Here is a 16883-nt window from a genome sequence, read left to right on the forward strand (position 1 = left end):
CATGCCCAGCAGTGTGTTGGTCGCCTACGGAACGACGAACGGATCGACCGCGCAGATCGCCGAGGCCGTGGCCGAGGTCCTGCGCAAGGCGGGACTGACGGTCGATGTACTGCCCGCCCAGTCCGTGGCGAGCGTGGCCTCGTACGAGGCCGTGGTGGTCGGAGGCGGCGTGTACGCCGGACGCTGGCAGAAGCACGCCCGCCGCTTCGTCCGCCGCCACAGCCGCGCACTGGCCGGACGCCCGCTGTGGATGTTCAGCAGCGGCCCGCTCGACCCCTCGGCCTCGGAGCGGGACATCCCGCCCGTCCCCGGAGTGAAGCGGGCCGTCGTCCGGCTCGACGCCAGGGAACACGTCACCTTCGGCGGCCGCCTCGATGAGGGAGCGAAGGGATTCGTCGCCCGGCAGATCGTCTCCTCCGGCAAGGGCGGAGACTTCCGCGACTTCACGGCGATCGAGGCGTGGGCCACTCGGATCGGCAGCGAACTCGCGGGCGTGTCACAAGGGAGCTGAACCATGCCGGCCTCTTCCCGCCCCGTCCGCCGTCCTGTCGGTGAGTGCGTGTGAGTGCGTCCCTGCGCCTGTGTTCGTCGGCTCCGCCGGGTCACCCGCAGCCGCTTCGTCGAGAGGCTGGGTCGGGACACCCTGTGACCGTGCGCGGGCACGGATCAGCGCGGTCAGGGTGGTCGCCGGTGCAGCCGAGGGCAGCGCCACGGTCGTCCGGCAGGGGGCGGCCACGGCGGTCGCGGTCTGCGTGTGGGCTCGTGGATCGGGGTGCGAACCGTGGCCCAACGCCGTCGGGCGGGCGCGTGGGAGTGGGGGTGGGCAGCGACGGGGCCGCTCTGGAGCCGTAGTGCTTGAGGGAGCGGTCCGCGCCGCCGGGATGCCGACCTGGCCTCAGCTCGTCCGACGGTCATATCGAGGCCCCCGGGCAGTACGGTGAAGACAGGGGAACCGGTCCGAGCCGCCCTGTCCGCTGTGTCGGTCGGAGGAAGTCATGAGCGAGGATCGGCACGGCGGTACCGAGGAGCAGGTGCCCAAGCTGCGGCTCGACGAGCTGCTGGACGAGCTACAGGTGCGCATCGACGCCGTACGGGGTACGCGGGACCGTCTGCACAGCCTGCTGGAGGCCGTTCTCTCCGTCGGGCGGGAGCTCGACCTGCCACAGGTGCTGCGCAGCATCGTCGAGGCCGCGGTGGTGCTGGTGGACGCCGAGTACGGGGCGCTGGGTGTGATCGGCGGTGACCAGAAGCTGTCCGAGTTCCTGACCGTCGGCATCGGCGAGGAGGGGCACTCGGAGATCGGGTCGCTGCCCAGCGGGCACGGACTCCTCGGAGAGCTGATCCGGCACCCGGTACCACTGCGGCTGCCGGAGCTGTCGGAGCACCCGGCGTCGTACGGCTTCCCGGCCAACCATCCGCCGATGCACTCCTTCCTCGGCGTACCGATCCGGGTGCGCGACGAGGTCTTCGGGAACCTCTACCTCACCGAGAAACGCAGCGCCAGGGAATTCGACGTGGAGGACGAGTCCGTCCTGTCGACGCTGGCGGTCGCCGCCGGGGTGGCCATCGAGAACGCACGGCTGTACGAGGAGACCAGGCTGCGCGAACGCTGGCAGCGGGCCAGCGGCAAGGTCACCAGCATGCTCCTGACCGGTGCGCCGAGCCCGGACGTCCTGGAACTGATCGTCGACGAGGCCCGCAAGATCGTCTCCGCCGACATGGGACTGATCGCGGAACACGTACCGGGCGAGGAGACACTACGGCCGGCCCTGGCGGTCGGCCTGGGACGAGAGGAACGCAGCGGTCTGGTGCTGTCCGCGCGCGACGGTTTCGTCGGAGCGGCACTCGGCGCGGCCGAACCGGTGGTCAGCGCCGACATCGAGCGCGACGCGCGCACCGGCGAGGACGAAGCCCAGTGGGCCGGGCTCGGACCCGTGGTCGCGGTGCCGCTCGGTGCCGGCGGCAAGGCGCGGGGCGTGTTGTTGCTGGGGCGCGTACCGGCGGGTACGCCGTTCGGCGACGTGGACACCGGGCCGCTGCTCGGGTTCGCCGACCAGGCGGCGCTCGCCCTGGAGCTGGCCGAACGGCGGCGGGACGCGGAACAGCTCACGCTGCTCAAGGACCGTGACCGCATCGCCCGCGACCTCCATGACCTCGCCATCCAGCGGCTCTTCGCGGCCGGCATGACCCTGCAGAGCACCCAGCGCTTCATGGAGCACCCCGAAGGCATGGAGCGGCTGACACGGACCGTCGACGACCTCGACGACACCATCAAGATCATTCGTTCCACGATCTTCGGACTGCGCACCCACAGCGGGGGCAGGCGGGAGAGCGACGGCTTGCGCGGCCGGGTGGCCGAGGCGGTGAGAGCGTCGGTCACGTCTCTCGGATTCCCGCCCGCACTGCGCATCGAGGGGCTCGTCGAGACCGACGTCCCCGGCGACATCGCCGACCATGCGGTCGCGGTGCTCGGCGAGGCCCTCAGCAACGCGGCCCGGCACTCCGGAGCACAGGCGGTGGACGTCCGACTTCAGTGTGCCAGGGGCGAGTTGACGCTCACGGTGACGGACGACGGCTGCGGGGTGCCGGACGGAGTCGAACGCAGCGGGCTGAAGAACATCAAGGAGCGGGCCGTCACCCTCGGCGGAGTTCTCGCACTCGGCGAACGGCCGGAGGGCGGCGGAACACGACTGGTGTGGCGGGTCCCCGTGCGTGCGGACGGTGCCGCGGACGAAAGCTGACCGCGGAAGGCCTCCGCTCCACCGGCCCGGACGGCGAGGCGGGGCAGGGCGGCGAGGCGGGGCAGGGCGGACTCATCGCGTCGGGCGGTCGGTGGCGGCGGGCTGTTCGAGATGGCTGGCCAGGACCGCCGCCTGGACGCGGCGCTGGACGCCGAGCTTGGCGAGCAGCCGGGAGATGTGGTTCTTCACCGTCTTCTCGGACAGGTAGAGCTTCTTGCCGATCTCACGGTTGGTGAGCCCGTCCCCGATCAGCGCGAGGATGTCCCTCTCGCGGGGTGACAGGCCGGCGAGCTCGGGTGCGGGTGCCGGTCCCTCGGTGGGGTCCGCCCGCAGGGAGCGCATCAGGCGGGCGGTCGTCGCCGGATCCAGCATCGACTGCCCGGAAGCAACCGTGCGGACCGCCGCGACCAGGTCGGACCCCCTGATCTGTTTGAGCACATAGCCCGCCGCCCCGGCCATGATCGCGTCGAGCAGGGCCTCCTCCTCGTCGAAGGACGTCAGCATCAGACAGGCCAGCTCCGGCATGCGGCTGCGCAGCTCACGGCAGACACTGATCCCGTCACCGTCCGGCAGGCGTACGTCGAGGACGGCCACGTCCGGGCGCAGCGCCGGCCCGCGCACCAGCGCGTGCTCGACGCTGTCCGCATCGCCGACCACCGAGATGTCCGGCTCGGAGTCCAGCAGGTCGGTGAGGCCGCGTCGTACGACCTCGTGGTCGTCCAGCAGGAAGACCCGGATCGGGTTCTGCTGCGTGAAGGTACGTGCCTCGGCCATGACGACCCCTCGTTCGCTGGTGGCCCAGGGACTACGGACCACATGCCGACTGTGATGGCGATGGTCACCCTTGTGAAGCGGATGCACCAGGGCCGACCGGCCCAACCGGGCGATGGCCCCCGGTTCGGCCGGCGGTCATTGCTCCGGGCGGCGCGTCGGGCCCGCGAGCTCGCACTCCACGTCCACCACACCTTCGACGGCCCGCACCAGGCGTGCGGCCACGGGCACCAGGGAGGTGTCCCTGACACGCCCGGCAAGTGTGACGATCCCCTGCTTCACCTGCACGCGCACAGACGAGTACGACGCGGGGAACAGGTACGGCACGACTTCCCTGCGGACCTCCTCGGCGACCTCCTCGTCGTCCCGCAGGAACACCTTCAGCAGATCACCGCGGCTGACAACGCCTTCCAGCCTGCCTGAGTCGTCGACGACGGGGAGCCGTTTGACCTTGGCGTGCGCCATGGTGCGGGCGGCCTGCGCGAGCGTCGCGGTCGCGTGGACGGTCAGGGCCGGCGACGTCATCAGCTCCTCGGCGGTCACGGCGCCGGCCTTGGCGAGATCGGAGAAACGCCGCAGCTGTGTGTCACGGTCGGGGTCGGCGTCGCGGAACTCCTCCTTGTACAGCAGGTCGGCCTCGGAGACGACGCCGACCACCCGGCCCTTCCCCTCTCCTGGGCCCTCCAGAACGGGAAGGGCACTGACGTCCCACTGCTCCATCAGCTGCACGATCTCCTTGAAGTCGGCCCTGCGGCCGATGGAGGCGACAGGGTGGGTCATCACGTCGCTCACGATGTGCGGGGTGCCGTGCACGGTGACTCCTTGGTCGGTTCCGACGATTCCATCGTGGACGGGTCAGAGAGAGCTGCCGCTGCCGTAGGGCGCGTACACGTCCAGCAGGCGGGTCCTCGCCGACCGCAGTCGGCGGGCGACGACGTCTCCCACCCACTGGGTCACCGCCATTCCCAGTACGGGATCGGCCCGGCACATGGCCACTACCGCCTCGGCATCGAACTCGTACGCGCGTACCGGGCTCGTCGTCTCGGCGCCCAGGCACCAGGCGTGCGGTCCGAACAACCAGGACCAGCCCACGAGTTCGTTGTGCCCGAGTGTCTCGATGACGGCTGCCCGGCGACCGGGCACGTGCATGTCGAGGGCGATCGTGCCGGTACGGATGATCCAGAACCGGTCGGCCCGCCCGCCCTCCTCGAAGAGGTGGGTGCCCTGCGGGAACGACACCTCGCGGGCGAGGCTCATCAGCCGCTCGCGGTGATCGGCGGGCAACGCCCGCAGCATGGTGGATGCAAAGGTGGATGTAGGGGAAGCGTTCATGGTCCTGCCTCTTCCTGGAGCGCGACCCTGCCGACTCCAATCTCTCCCCGTCTCCCCTCCTCCGCCATGGGCCACCCGGCCCCCAGACCGGGCCGCATGGCATCGGTCAGGGCGATCTGCATGGCCCGTTGCCCGTGCCGCGAGGTGCGGGAGGCCGCCGGGCCGTGCACGGCGGGACAGCATCAGGGCCGAAGGGCCCCTCACAAGGGCCTGCCCGGCCTCTGCGCCGCTGCTCGTCCCGGTACCAGGCTCGATGGAGGAAGAGAAACCCACGGGCAGCAACACTGGAGGTACTGATCATGCTTCGACATGTCACCGCGGGGATCGACGGTTCTCCCGAAAGCCTGGCAGCCGTGCACTGGGCGGCCCGGGAAGCCATACGCCGGGGCGCCGCGCTGTGCCTGGTGCATGCCTGGGAGTGGCATCCGCGTCCGGCTGCGCCCGTGCCCGCGGACATGTCCGAACGGGCCCGGGCCGAGGACCTGCCGGAACGGGCGGCGAACAGCATGCGCGCCGCGCACCCAGACCTGCAGGTCATCGGCCAGGCGCTGGCGGACTCGCCGGTCTCAGCCCTCCTCAAGGCGGCCGAGCAGGCCGAGCTGCTGGTCCTCGGCTCCCGTGGGCTCGGCGGCGTCGCGGGGTTCGTGATGGGGTCGGTGTCGCAGCGGGTCGTCGCCAGGGCACCCTGTCCCGTGGTGTTGGTGAGGGCGGGCGGGAGCACCGCCGACGAGCACTTCTCGGCACCGGACGGCATCTCCCCGGACGAGATACCCGGGATCCCGTACCGCGATGTCGTCCTCGGTCTCGACACCGGCGGGCCCTGCGACGAACTGATCGAGTTCGCCTTCGACGCCGCCGGACGCCGGGGCTCCTCGCTGCGTGTGATCCACGCCTTCAGCCGTCCGCCGGACTTCGCCGTGGCGGACAGCCTCGTCCCGGTGAGCAGCCCGGAGCTGAGGGCGGAGCGGGAGCACGCCGTGGCCGCCGCACTGCGCCCCTGGTGCGAGAAGTTCCCCGAGGTCGCCGTCACGGAGAGCGTCGCCGAAGGACGTGCCGCCGGCAAGCTGATCGGCGCCTCGGCCGGCGCGGCCCTCCTCGTGATGGGACGCCGGATCCGCGAATCCCGTCTCGGCACCCACCTCGGCCCTGTCGCGCACGCGGCGCTGCATCACGCGCCCTGCCCCGTCGCCGTCGTCCCGCACGCCTGAACAAGCCCGGAGGGTGAGAGACGACCCGGTACGTGTACGCATTCGCCGAGGGCGGCCGTGACATGGCGGACGTCCTCGGCGGCAAGGGGGCGAACCTCGCGGAGACGACCCGGCTGGGACTGCCCGTACCCCCTGGCTTCACCGTCACCACGCGCGCCCCGCCGGGAGTACCTGGCCACCGGTGCGGAACCCCAGGAGCTGGGCGCCCAGGTCGCCCTTCGGTGCTGGAGCGCCGGATCGGCCACGAGCCGGGCGGCCGGGCATCCACAACGCCGTACCGCTCGCCGAACCGGACCGCCTCGACCCGGCGTCGTACCGGCAGCTCGTCGATCACATGCGGTCCCTTGACGTCCCGTGTCGCCATGGCGGTGACCTGCCAGGACAGGTCCTGGCAGGTCACCGCCATGGCGACGTTGATCAGGCGGTCTTGGTCGCCCCGTTCAGTACCGGGGCGGGGTCGGTCCTGGTGTCGTCGAGGGACGGCGGCACGGTGGCCGTGACGGCTGCTGCCGTCTCCCGGGCGAGGAAGGAGCCGAGTTCGCCGATGGTGCTCATGAGGGGGGCGGGGAAGACGACTGTGGTGTTCTTGTCCACGCCGATCTCCACCAGGCTCTGGAGGTTGCGGAGTTGGAGTGCGAGCGGGTGGTTCATCATGATGTCCGAGGCGTCGCCGAGTGCCGCGGCGGCCAGTGATTCACCCTCGGCGTTGATGATTTTGGCGCGCTTCTCGCGCTCTGCCTCGGCCTGACGGGCCATCGCCCGCTTCATGCTGTCGGGGAGCTGGATGTCCTTGAGCTCCACCAGTGTGACCTCCACACCCCATTCGGCGGTCGTGACGTCGAGGATCTCGCGGATGCCGAGGTTGATGCGGTCGGTCTCCGAGAGTGTCTCGTCGAGGGTGTGCTGGCCGACGACCTTGCGCAGGGTGGTCTGGGCGATCTGGTTGATCGCCGTATGGACGTTCTCGATCGCGATGACCGATTTCACCGCGTCCACGACCCGGAAGTAGGCGACCGCCGACACATCGACGCTCACGTTGTCCCGGGTGATGATGCCCTGGGACTGGATCGGCATCGTCACGATCCGCAGCGACACCCGGTGCAGGACTTCCACGACCGGGACGATGATCCGCAGCCCCGGTTCCCGTGATCCGACGAGTCGGCCGAACCTGAACAGCACTCCTTGTTCGTACTGCTTGACGATCTTGATCGCCATGGCGAGTACCACCAGGGCCAACAGGATCGCGATGACCAGAAGGAAGATCAGGACTTTCATGGTGCCGCTCCTCAGAATGAGGACCGCGTCGTTCCCGCGCGAGGCCCGGAGTACGTCGGCGGAGCAGGGGAAATTGGCCCGGGTCCGTCCGCAGGGTTCTCGGTGTGGTCCGGTGTGACCTTTCCGCGACGAGCCGCCCTGCCGTGTATCCAGCATCGCCCGGTGTCCCCGGCCACGGCAGGGGCCGAACGGCCCCAACCTCCCGCCCCGGCGGTACGTCCGGGCGCCTGCGCCGACACCTCGACCGCTGCTGATGGGCGTGGTGACAGCGTGTCACCGGGGTCGCAGCGGTCCGGGGTGGCTGAAGCGGCCGGCCCGGCGTTGGATGCGGTGCCGGAGGGTGCGGTGCCGTACCGGCGGATGTGCGGCTCGCGCGTCCACGCGGGCGTAAAAGACGTGTTTCGCGCCCTCGATCAGCACCAGGTAGAGCACGGCCATCAGGGCCAGGGTGAGGAGGAGTCCGAGCGGCAGGGGCCGGAAACCGAGCGGTTCCGCGAGCGGGGACATCGGCAGCGCGACGGCGACAGCGACGACACCGATGGCGCTGACCAGCAGGGGGCGGCTGGGCCGGCTGCGGTAGAACGGCACCCGGCGGGTGCGGATGGCGAAGACGACCAGCGCCTGCGTGGCGAGGGACTCCACGAACCAGCCGGAGCGGAACAGATCGGCGCCGGTGTGGAAGATCTGGATCATGATCGCGAAGGTGAGGAAGTCGAAGAGGGAGCTGACGGGCCCGAAGAAGAGCATGAAGCGACGGATGAAGGCGATGTCCCAGTGCGAGGGCGCGCGCAGTTGCTCCGGGTCGACGTGGTCGGTGGGGATGGTCAACTGCCCCGCGTCGTAAAGAAGGTTGTTGAGCAGGATCTGCGAGGGCAGCATCGGCAGGAACGGCAGCACCAGGGAGGCTCCGGCCGCGCTGAACATGTTGCCGAAGTTGCTGGAGGTGCCCATCAGGACGTACTTGATGGTGTTGGCGAAGATCCGGCGGCCCTCGGCGACCCCGTCGGCGAGTACGCCGAGGTCCTTCTCCAGGAGCAGGACGTCGGCCGCGTCCTTGGCCACGTCGGTCGCGGTGTCCACGGACAGCCCCACGTCGGCGGCGTGCAGGGCCAGCGCGTCGTTCACGCCGTCGCCCAGGAACCCGATGTCCCGGCCACGGCGCCGCAGCGCCCGTACGACCCGTGCCTTGTCCTGGGGCGAGACGCGGGCGAAGACGGTGGTGGTCTCGGCCGCCCTGGTCAGCTGGTCGTCGTCCAGCTCCTCGATGTCCCGGCCGGTCAGGGCCCGGCCGGGCGGCAGCCCGAGGTCGGCGCAGACCTTCTGGGCGACGAGCGCGTTGTCGCCCGTACAGATCTTGACGGTGATGCCGAGGTCGGCGAGGCGGCGCAGTGAGTCGGCGGCACCGGTCTTGGGCGGGTCGAGGAAGACGAGGAAGCCGGCCAGGCACAGCCGGTACTCGTCGGCAGCCGTGAGGGACGTCTGCCCGTCCGCGGCCCTGGTGGCCACGGCGACCACCCGGCTGCCCGCCGCGAAGTGCTCCTGGAGGACCGCCGCCGCCTTGTCCGGTACGTCACCACAGCGGGCCAGGACCGCCTCGGGCGCGCCCTTGGCGACGAGCAGGCGGCTGCCGTCCGGGCGCTCGACGAGCGTGGAGCCCAGCTGCCGGTCGTGGTCGAAGGGCAGCAGCGCGAGCCGGTGGTGACCGGCCGGGGGCGTGCCCGTGGCCTGCCACAGCGCGACGTCCAGCGCGTTGCCGCCCACCTGGTCGAGGTCGCCCTCGGTGGCCAGCAGACCCAGCTTCAGCACCGTGTCGGAGAGCGCGCCGGCCGGGTCGAGGGCCGCCTCGAAACGGATGCGGCCCTCGGTGAGCGTGCCGGTCTTGTCGGTGACCAGGACGTCCATGTCGCCCAGGTCCTCGATGCACACCAGCCGCTTCACGAGGACCTTGCGCCGCGCCAGCTGTCGTGAGCCGGTGGCCAGGCCGGTGCTCACCACGGCGGGCAGCAGTTGCGGGGTGATGCCCACCGCGATGGCCAGCGAGAAGAGCAGCGCGTCGAGCAGCGGCCGGTGGAGCAGGACGTTGATGACGAAGATTCCCGTGGTGAGGGCGGCGGCGACCTTGAGGAGCAGCATGGAGAAGCGGCGCAGCCCCGCCTGGAAGTCGGTCTCCGGCTGCCGTTCGCCCAGCCCCAGCGCGATCCGCCCGAACTCGGCACGGCCCCCGGTGGCGACCACCACTCCGGTCGCGCTGCCCCCGTGCACCACCGTCCCCATCAGCGCGCAGGAGGTCAGCTCGGCCAGTGCCGCCCCCGCGGCGACCGGCTCCGGGCTCTTCTCGGCTGGGGCGGACTCCCCGGTGAGGACGCTCTCGTCGCAGGCGAACGCCGTGCACTCCAGCAGGCGCAGGTCAGCGGGCACCACCTGCCCCAGCGTCAGCCGTACGACATCGCCCGGCACCAGGTCGGTCACATCGACCTCGGCTGCCGCGCCGCCGCGGATCACGACGGCCGTGTGCCGCACCCGCGAGTGCAGGGCCTGTGCCGCCTTCTCCGCGCGGTACTCGTTGACGAAGCCCAGCGCCACGCTCAGCACCAGGATCCCCGCGATGATGATCGCGCCGGTCCGCTCGCCGAAGAAGTACGAGACCCCGGCCGTCACCGCCAGCAGGATCAGCAGGGCGCTGCGCAACTGCCGCCCGAGGACCGCCAGGACACGGACGTGGTGCGTGCGTACGGCGTTCGGCCCGACGGCCGCGAGCCGCTCGGCCGCCTCACCCCCCGCGCCCCCCGACAGGCCCTCGGGGCTGCTCGCGAGCGCGACCAGCACGGCCTTCGCGTCTTCCGCGGCGGCCTCCCCCACCCTCAGCTCCGCTGCCCGGGTCGTCACTGACTCCAGGTCCATTCGGCCGCCTCGGGCCGGTCAGCCCCATGGGCGCGGATCCAGTCGTGAGGGCGGAAACGGGCGTCGACCATCCGCCGGCGGTCGAGGCGGTTGAGGCCGTCGGGGGTGCCGAGCGCGTAGAGGGAACCCTCGGGAGGGGAGCGGAGTGGCATGACGAACCCTTCGTGAAGGGGCTGCTCAGGAACCTTGGGAGCTGAGGCCGGGGAGGAATTCAGTTTCGTCGATGAAGGCGCGGGCGACATCCGACAGGCGGCGGTTGTGGGAGCGGGCGTAGGACCGCAGGGCGGTGAAGGCCTGTTCCATGTCCGTGTGGCGGCGTTCGGCGAGTTTTCCCTTGGCCTGTTCGATCAGGACGCGGCTGCTGAGGGCTGTCTGCAACTGCTCGTTGAGGAGCGTGCTGCGCTCGCTGGTGCGCTGTTGCAGCAGGCTGATGGTGGCGACGTCGGCGAGGGCCTGGGCGAAGGGGGTGGCTACGGGACTGATGGGCGCCGGGGTGGTGTGGAAAAGGTTGAGGGCACCGACGACCTCGTCGCGCAGGCGCATGGGCAGCGCCTGGACGGCGGTGAAGCCGCTGCGCCGGGCCTGGGCGGTGAACAGGGGCCAGCGGGCGGCCTCGTCGCGCAGGTCGTGAACGGAGACCGCGATTCCGGTGTGGAAGCAGTCCAGGCAGGGGCCTTCGTGGTTCTGGAGCTGGAAGAGTTCCAGAAGGCGCACCCGTTCGTCGGAGGCAGCCATGACACGCAGCACGCCGTCACGGTCGGCGAGCAGGACTCCCGCCGCACTCGCGTCGAGCAGATCGACACAGCGGTCGGTGAGCATGCGCAGGAAGTCCATGAGGTCGAAGTCGGCGACGAGACTGTCCGCCAGCTCGACGAACGTCCGGGCCATCAGCTGTTCCTTCATCTGCACACCTCTGTGTGTGGGGTGGAGCATCAGGACTCGTCGTCGGGAGGTCGCGCATCCGGCGGTTTCATGTCGGACGGAGTCGTGCCCGGGGGGAGGCGGAGCCGATGGGCGACCACGTCGGCGGCGACCACCGAGATCCGTGTCCCCCGGGCGTACGCGTGGGCGCGCAGCCGGACGAAGGCTTCCTCGAAGCCGACGCCGAGCTGCACCATGAGGATGCCGGTGGCCTGGTCGATCTCGGCGCGGTAACCACCCAGGTCGTCGAAGGGCGCGGCGTCCGTCCGATCGGTGTCGGACGCGCCGGTGTCGGACGCCCCGGTGTCGGACGCGCCGGTGCCGGACGCGCCGGTGCCGGAAGGAACACCCGTCTCACTGATCCTGGCATCGAGCAGAAGCAGCGCGGCGGTGTCGGCGAAGGCCATCGCGTCGGCAACCGCGTCCGCGTCCAGCTCGACCGAACTACTGGAGTACAGATCGAGTACGCCGGGGCTGACGGTTCCGGTCCGCAGGGGGAAGGCGAAGACCGCTCTTGCCCCGGCTTCCAGAGCCGCGTCGGCGAACACCGTCCAATGTCGTTGGAGTTCACCGGCCAACAGATCGGGGCACAGGACCGCCGAGCCCAGGACGTAGGCGTCCACGCACGGCCCCTCTCCCAGTGTGAGCTGGAGTTCTTCCAGCTGCTGACTGACGGAGTCGGTACCGCACAGTGGATGACTCGCCCGCCCCTGGGACATCGCGGACAGCCCGGCCCCGCCGACCGGCAGCGCCGCAACCGCCGCCGTACACACGTCGAGGACGCCGACCCGGGCGCCGCGCAGGGCCGCCTGCTCGGCCACGAGAGCCTGGATCCGCGCCGACCGACTGCCGGGGATCACGGCGACCACCCGGTCCAGGGGTGGTGATCAAGCTCCTCCGGCCTCGCCGCCGTTCGCACCCCCCAAGGGAAAACCAACGACAGGAACACGGCGCCGTCGGCCGCCCTGCTGACGTCTCCGGCATCCTTCCGGCTCCAGGAGCGGAGAGCAGCCGGGATCGGCTGGCCGACCCGATCCGCCGAGGTGGCACCGACTGATGCCTGGTGCTCGGCGAGCAGCCGTTCCTGCAGCCGCCGGGCCACGTCCCGGTTCCGCGTGTGCGGGTGAACCAGGATCCCGGTGAAGGTGCAGGTAAAGGTGAAGGCGCGGTCGGCGCCGGTGAGCCGGTCGGCGGCGAGCGGGAGTGCTCCGTCGAATCCCGGCCACCAGGAGCCGTCGCAGCGTACGGGGATTCCGGACGCGTACCCCACCGGGTTCGATGCCTCAGCGGTCAGCATCGCGAACGCTGATCGCCAGGTGTCCTGCGCGTGGTGTGCAGCTGATGGTGGGGGCATCTGCGCCATCGGACCGGCCCGGGGGCATGGCCGTCACAGCGCACCGCCCGGGAGAGCAGCCGACGCCGGGGCGAGCCGGCGCGCGGCCTGGCGCACGGGAGAAGGCCGCGGGAACGGTCGGCTCCCGGCGAAGGCATCCGGAAGAGCGAGGAAGAGGGAACCGGAGCCGGTGAGGGCGACGAGGCGCTCCATCGCCGGGCTGGGGTCGTGCAGTTGCAGGGATTCTCCGGCCGCAGTGGTGTGCGGCAAGGTGTGGAGGAAGGCGTTGAGGCCGCCGCGGTCGCAGAAGGTGACGGCGGTGACTTCGAGTTCGACGGCGCGGATGCCGTCGTGGAGGCAACGCTCCGGTGACGCGTGCACCAGAGGCGCCGAACTCGGGTCGATCTCGCCGGCGAGGGTGACCATCTCCCGGTTGTCCGCGTCGTGCCGGTGGACGTTCAGGACGGGTGGGACACTCATGGGCAGGGTGCCTCGGTTCACGAGACCGTGCCGGGCTCCCGGTACGGTCGTACTGTCGAGCAGGCAGGTGAGTGACCGATCCAGCAGCCGATGTTCCGGGGCGCAGGACCCAGCCGGTTCCCTCGGGGATGCGCTGGGCGACCGGACGAACGATCCGCTCTCCGCAGGCATGTGGGCCAAGCAGTGGTGGCCCGCCGGGGTCTGGGACGTCCGCACACAGCATAGTCCTGAGGCCTGCCCCTCGGTTGGTCCGGGAGAGGGGCACCACGATGTTTACACGGCGGTGATCAGGGCGGCTCCGATGCCGTGGCGGGGGCGCTGAGCACAGGTGAAACCCGGTCAGCCGGGCAGTCGTCCCGTTGCACCGCCGCACCGCCGCACCGCCGCACCGCCGCACCGCCGCAGGAGCTTCACGCGCCCCTGTGCTCAGCGCATACCGCACAACTCGCGGCTGGGGCACCCCGTATCGGCCTTCTCCCGGCCGGTTTGGTCCTGGCTGTCCGCCGCCACGCCGGTGGCCACGGTGTCGATGACCGTCGGGCTCCGGATCTATCAAAGGACGTTGATGGAGAAGCGCAGAGAAGAAAGCGAAGAAGGGGCACGGGCGCCGAAGCGCAAGGTGCTCGACCTGACGGCTGTGCAGGTGGTGGCGAGCGCACTCGCGACTGTGGTGGGCGCGGTGTTGGCCTCCCTGCTGGGGGTGACCGGGACGATCATCGGTGCCGCCGTGGTCAGTACCAGCGCGACCACCGGCGCAGCGGTCTTCTCGCATGCCTTCCGGCGGACGGGCGAGGGGATCCGCAGCCGGGTGCCGCTGGTGGGAGTGCCGAGGACGCCGGGCGAGGAGCGCACGGAACACCGCGCGGACGCCCGGGCGGCGTTCGGGTTACCGGCCGACGCTCCCGTTGCCGACGCGCTACGGCCCTTCGCGCCCTCCGAGGGTGAGTCGGTCACCACTTATCGGGGTGGCTCCCTCCGGAATCGAGGTGGTTCCTTCCGGAAGTCCATCGGCTGGAAGAAGTACGCCCTGGCGACGGGCCTGGTGTTCGCCCTGGCGATGGTCACGGTGACCGTGGGGGAGCTTGTCATGGGCAAGCCGGTGGCGGCCGTGGTCAGGAACGAGCAGGGCAGGGGAACCTCATTGGGCGGTGGCTCGGCCGGCAGCCGTGGTCCCGCAGACAACGTGGCCCCCACCCCGGGTGCGTCCAGTGGCTCGGCGTCGCAGACGGGAGGTTCAGCCTCGCCGGACGCGAGCGCGGCGCCGGACACCAGTCCTGGTCCCGGCCTGAGTCACAGTCCCGGCTCCAGCCCCAGCGCTTCGGCGTCGTCCGTGCCGTCCCGCAGCGGTGCCGTGAGCAGTCCGACGTCACCGGTCAATGAGCGGGGTTCTCTGCCGCTCGGCAGTCCGCCGGATCCGGTTCATTGAGTTCGTTCTTTACCGACCGGTTCCGTCGGAAGCCGCGGGCATGGGTCGCTGTCCGCGGCCTCTGGGGAGGGCGGTAAGGCTAGACTGTTCGAACAGGCCCTGGCCCCCGGCAGTGATGCGTTGTTCCGCTCCGGGGAGGCCCGCCGTGTTCGTTCTGCTTCTGATCCTGATCGTGGTCCTGTTCGGCCTCGGCTTTCTCAATCCCCTCTGGTGGGTGGCCGCGGCCGTGCTGCTCTTCGGCGCCACCCGCTACGGCCGCGATCGAGGGGGAGGCTGGATCCGTGGCGACGGTTCCGATCTCGAGGGCTACCGTGCCTACCAGGAGCGCCGGGACCGTCAGGACCGCTGGGCCCGCCGCTACAGCCGTCAGAACCGGGCGCGCTGGAGGCGCGAGGACCGTCAGGACCATGAACGCCGCGAGTGACCGGTGAATCGGCCTGACGTTCAGAGGTACCGGGGCTGCTTCCGTCACATCGGACGCGTGCAGATCGTGGAGAGGTGGATGCCGCGCACGGCACAGCCATGCTTCCGAGGGAGTGGTGGGGGCTTCGGTGGAGGAGGGTCCGGCGGGTCAGGATGTCGTGGCCCTGCGCACTGAGATCGATCAGCTGCGGCGGGGGCCGGCCGCCCGTGCGGTGATCGACCAGGCGCGCGGCATGGTGATGGTCCTGGCTCCCTGCCACCGTGGGCCGGCCAGGAGCCTGCTGGTGGACATCTCGCGGCAGTGCAGGACCGAACTTCCGGACGTGGCAGCGGCTCTGGTCGCCACCTGGGAGGGCGAGCCGCTCCCGCGGCGGATGTGTTCCAGCGAGCGGGCGACGACCTGCACGTGGAAGAGGACAGGCAGCCAGCACGAGCGTCACCGCACGACAGAGAGCACGGGGGCCAGCTCACCGGGCGGGTCCCCGCACCTCTGGCGGGTCAATCGGTCATGGACTGCCACCAGTTCTCCTGTGCGAGATCGATGCTGATCGGCGAGACCAACGTCCCGCCGATCAGCCCCGGCTTGTCCCGCGCGGCCAGAGCCGGGGATTCCAGCATGTCGGCCATCTTGTCCAGATAGGTGACCAGCGTGTCGCGTTCCTCGCCAGGGGCTTCGCTACAGAGCGAACAGTCTCCGCTCAGAGCGACTTGCCGGGGTTGAGGATGCCCCGTGGGTCGAACGCCTCCCGGAGTCTGCGCTGCAACGCGTGTGCCGCGGGCCCCAGTTCCTCCGCCACCCATTGCCGCTTGAGCACCCCCACCCCGTGTTCACCGGTGAGCGTGCCGCCGAGCCGCAGGGCCAGGGCGAAGATCTCACCCGCCGCCTCCCAGGCCGCGTCCGGCAGAGCCGGCAGTGCCGGGTCCACGACGATGATCGGGTGGAGGTTCCCGTCCGCCGCGTGCGCGATGGTGAAGACCGGCACGTCATGGCGTGCGGAAATGGCCCGGATCTCCGCGGCCGCCTCCGCGAGCCGGGAACGGGGCACCACGATGTCCTCGATCAGGGGCCGGCCGAGGCGTTCCAGCGCGGGCAGCGCCAGTCGGCGGGCGGCGAGGAGCGCCTCGGCCTCGGCGGGATCCGTGGTCGTTTCCACGGTGGTCGCCAGCGGCTTCAGCAGCCGTGAGACCGACGCCGCCTCGGCGGCCGCGCCCGCGCCGTCGCACTGGACGAGCAGCAGGGCCGCGCCCCGCTGCCGCAGCGCCGGGTCGACCGCCTGGAGCACCGGCCCGTCGACGAGTTCCGCGAGGGCGGGCTCGACACCGGCGCGGGCGATGGCGTACGACGCCTCGGCGGCCCGCTCGAACGAGGAGAAGTACGCGGCGAGCGTGGCCGTCGCCACCGGGATCGGGCGCAGCCGCAGGGTGGCCGACGTGATCACCGCCAGGGTGCCCTCGGAGCCGGTGAGCAGGGCGGTCAGGTCGTAGCCGGTGACTCCCTTGACCGTGCGGCGGCCGGTCCGCAGCGCGGTGCCGTCGGCCAGCACCGCTTCCAGGCCGAGCACGCTGTCCCGGGTCACCCCGTACTTCGCGCAGCGCAGACCGCCCGCGTTCGTGGCGATGTTCCCGCCGATCGTGGACAGGGCGGCGCTCGCCGGATCGGGCGTGTACCGCAGCCCGTGCGCGGCGGCCGCCCGGTCCAGGTCGGCGGTGATCACGCCGGGTTCGACGACGGCGAGCTGGTCGTCCGCCGACAGTTCGAGCACCCGGTTCATCCCGGACAGGTCCAGGACGAGCGTGCCTTCGCCCGCCGAGGCTCCTCCTGACAGACCGGTGCCCGCACCGCGTGGTACCACCGGCACCCGCAGGGCGTGTGCGTGCCGGAGGGTGACGGTCACGTCCTCGGTGCGCCGGGCGTGCACGACGGCCAGCGGGCTGCCGACCGGCCGGGTGCCGGAACGGTCGGTGGCGTACGCGGCGAGCGCTGCCGGTTCCGTGGTCAGCCGGTCGGGGGCGAGGTCACGGGCCAGCAGGCCCAGGAGCTGCGCGGACGCGGTGGTTGCGGGTGCGGTCAC

General features: G+C 71.0%; 17 protein-coding genes and 1 pseudogene. 7 read left to right on the plus strand and 11 right to left on the minus strand.

Annotated elements, in window-relative coordinates; all coding sequences use genetic code 11:
* The first annotated feature begins 1 nt into the window (after position 1).
* Entirely contained in the window at positions 2–511 is a 510-nt protein-coding gene (locus tag OHT57_RS07335; RefSeq protein WP_328745233.1) for a flavodoxin domain-containing protein, read from the plus strand.
* A gap of 484 nt (positions 512–995) precedes the next feature.
* Positions 996–2741, plus strand: a complete 1746-nt coding sequence (locus OHT57_RS07340; protein WP_328745234.1) for a sensor histidine kinase — start codon at positions 996–998, stop codon at positions 2739–2741.
* Between the two features lie 72 nt (positions 2742–2813).
* Here OHT57_RS07340 and OHT57_RS07345 read toward each other — a convergent pair whose 3' ends face one another.
* The 3 genes from OHT57_RS07345 to OHT57_RS07355 all read right to left on the minus strand — a co-directional run bounded on the left by OHT57_RS07345 (position 2814) and on the right by OHT57_RS07355 (position 4844).
* Complete coding sequence (locus OHT57_RS07345; RefSeq protein WP_328745235.1) at positions 2814–3515, minus strand: response regulator transcription factor; 702 nt, start codon at positions 3513–3515, stop codon at positions 2814–2816.
* Between the two features lie 135 nt (positions 3516–3650).
* Positions 3651–4325, minus strand: a complete 675-nt coding sequence (locus tag OHT57_RS07350) for a CBS domain-containing protein (protein ID WP_328745236.1) — start codon at positions 4323–4325, stop codon at positions 3651–3653.
* Positions 4326–4367: 42 nt separating this feature from the next.
* Positions 4368–4844, minus strand: a complete 477-nt coding sequence (locus OHT57_RS07355; RefSeq protein WP_328745237.1) for a Crp/Fnr family transcriptional regulator — start codon at positions 4842–4844, stop codon at positions 4368–4370.
* 299 nt (positions 4845–5143) lie between these two features.
* Between OHT57_RS07355 and OHT57_RS07360 the strand changes: the two genes are divergently transcribed.
* A complete protein-coding gene (locus tag OHT57_RS07360; protein WP_328745238.1) occupies positions 5144–6052 on the plus strand; it encodes a universal stress protein in 909 nt (302 codons plus the stop codon).
* 62 nt (positions 6053–6114) lie between these two features.
* Positions 6115–6268: pseudogene (locus OHT57_RS07365) on the plus strand (PEP/pyruvate-binding domain-containing protein); the annotation flags it as partial.
* A gap of 201 nt (positions 6269–6469) precedes the next feature.
* Here OHT57_RS07365 and OHT57_RS07370 read toward each other — a convergent pair.
* The 7 genes from OHT57_RS07370 to OHT57_RS07400 all read right to left on the minus strand — a co-directional run bounded on the left by OHT57_RS07370 (position 6470) and on the right by OHT57_RS07400 (position 12962).
* Positions 6470–7327 (minus strand): slipin family protein, encoded by an 858-nt coding sequence (locus OHT57_RS07370; RefSeq protein ID WP_328745239.1) that lies wholly within the window; start codon positions 7325–7327, stop codon positions 6470–6472.
* Positions 7328–7600: 273 nt separating this feature from the next.
* Positions 7601–10213, minus strand: a complete 2613-nt coding sequence (gene mgtA / locus OHT57_RS07375; protein ID WP_328745240.1) for a magnesium-translocating P-type ATPase — start codon at positions 10211–10213, stop codon at positions 7601–7603.
* Positions 10210–10380, minus strand: a complete 171-nt coding sequence (locus OHT57_RS07380) for a hypothetical protein (RefSeq protein WP_328745241.1) — start codon at positions 10378–10380, stop codon at positions 10210–10212. The genes mgtA and OHT57_RS07380 overlap by 4 nt, the downstream gene beginning before the upstream one ends.
* A gap of 25 nt (positions 10381–10405) precedes the next feature.
* Positions 10406–11131 (minus strand): GAF and ANTAR domain-containing protein, encoded by a 726-nt coding sequence (locus OHT57_RS07385; protein ID WP_328745242.1) that lies wholly within the window; start codon positions 11129–11131, stop codon positions 10406–10408.
* A gap of 29 nt (positions 11132–11160) precedes the next feature.
* On the minus strand, positions 11161–12009 hold the full coding sequence (locus tag OHT57_RS07390; RefSeq protein ID WP_328745243.1) for an ANTAR domain-containing protein: 849 nt from the start codon (positions 12007–12009) through the stop codon (positions 11161–11163).
* Entirely contained in the window at positions 12006–12446 is a 441-nt protein-coding gene (locus tag OHT57_RS07395; RefSeq protein WP_328745244.1) for a hypothetical protein, read from the minus strand. The genes OHT57_RS07390 and OHT57_RS07395 overlap by 4 nt, the downstream gene beginning before the upstream one ends.
* A gap of 90 nt (positions 12447–12536) precedes the next feature.
* A complete protein-coding gene (locus tag OHT57_RS07400; protein ID WP_328745245.1) occupies positions 12537–12962 on the minus strand; it encodes an STAS domain-containing protein in 426 nt (141 codons plus the stop codon).
* A gap of 565 nt (positions 12963–13527) precedes the next feature.
* On the opposite strand from OHT57_RS07400, the gene OHT57_RS07405 reads away from it, so the two are divergent.
* The 3 genes from OHT57_RS07405 to OHT57_RS07415 all read left to right on the plus strand — a co-directional run bounded on the left by OHT57_RS07405 (position 13528) and on the right by OHT57_RS07415 (position 15359).
* Positions 13528–14388, plus strand: a complete 861-nt coding sequence (locus tag OHT57_RS07405; protein WP_328745246.1) for a hypothetical protein — start codon at positions 13528–13530, stop codon at positions 14386–14388.
* A 145-nt stretch (positions 14389–14533) separates the two neighbouring features.
* Entirely contained in the window at positions 14534–14812 is a 279-nt protein-coding gene (locus OHT57_RS07410; protein ID WP_328745247.1) for a hypothetical protein, read from the plus strand.
* A gap of 238 nt (positions 14813–15050) precedes the next feature.
* A complete protein-coding gene (locus tag OHT57_RS07415; protein WP_328753138.1) occupies positions 15051–15359 on the plus strand; it encodes a hypothetical protein in 309 nt (102 codons plus the stop codon).
* A 150-nt stretch (positions 15360–15509) separates the two neighbouring features.
* Here OHT57_RS07415 and OHT57_RS07420 read toward each other — a convergent pair whose 3' ends face one another.
* Positions 15510–16883, minus strand: coding sequence for an FAD-binding oxidoreductase (locus tag OHT57_RS07420; RefSeq protein WP_328745248.1), 1374 nt, complete (start codon positions 16881–16883; stop codon positions 15510–15512).

It is taken from the genome of Streptomyces sp. NBC_00285 (assembly GCF_036174265.1).
In the GTDB taxonomy this organism is placed as follows: Bacteria; Actinomycetota; Actinomycetes; order Streptomycetales; family Streptomycetaceae; genus Streptomyces.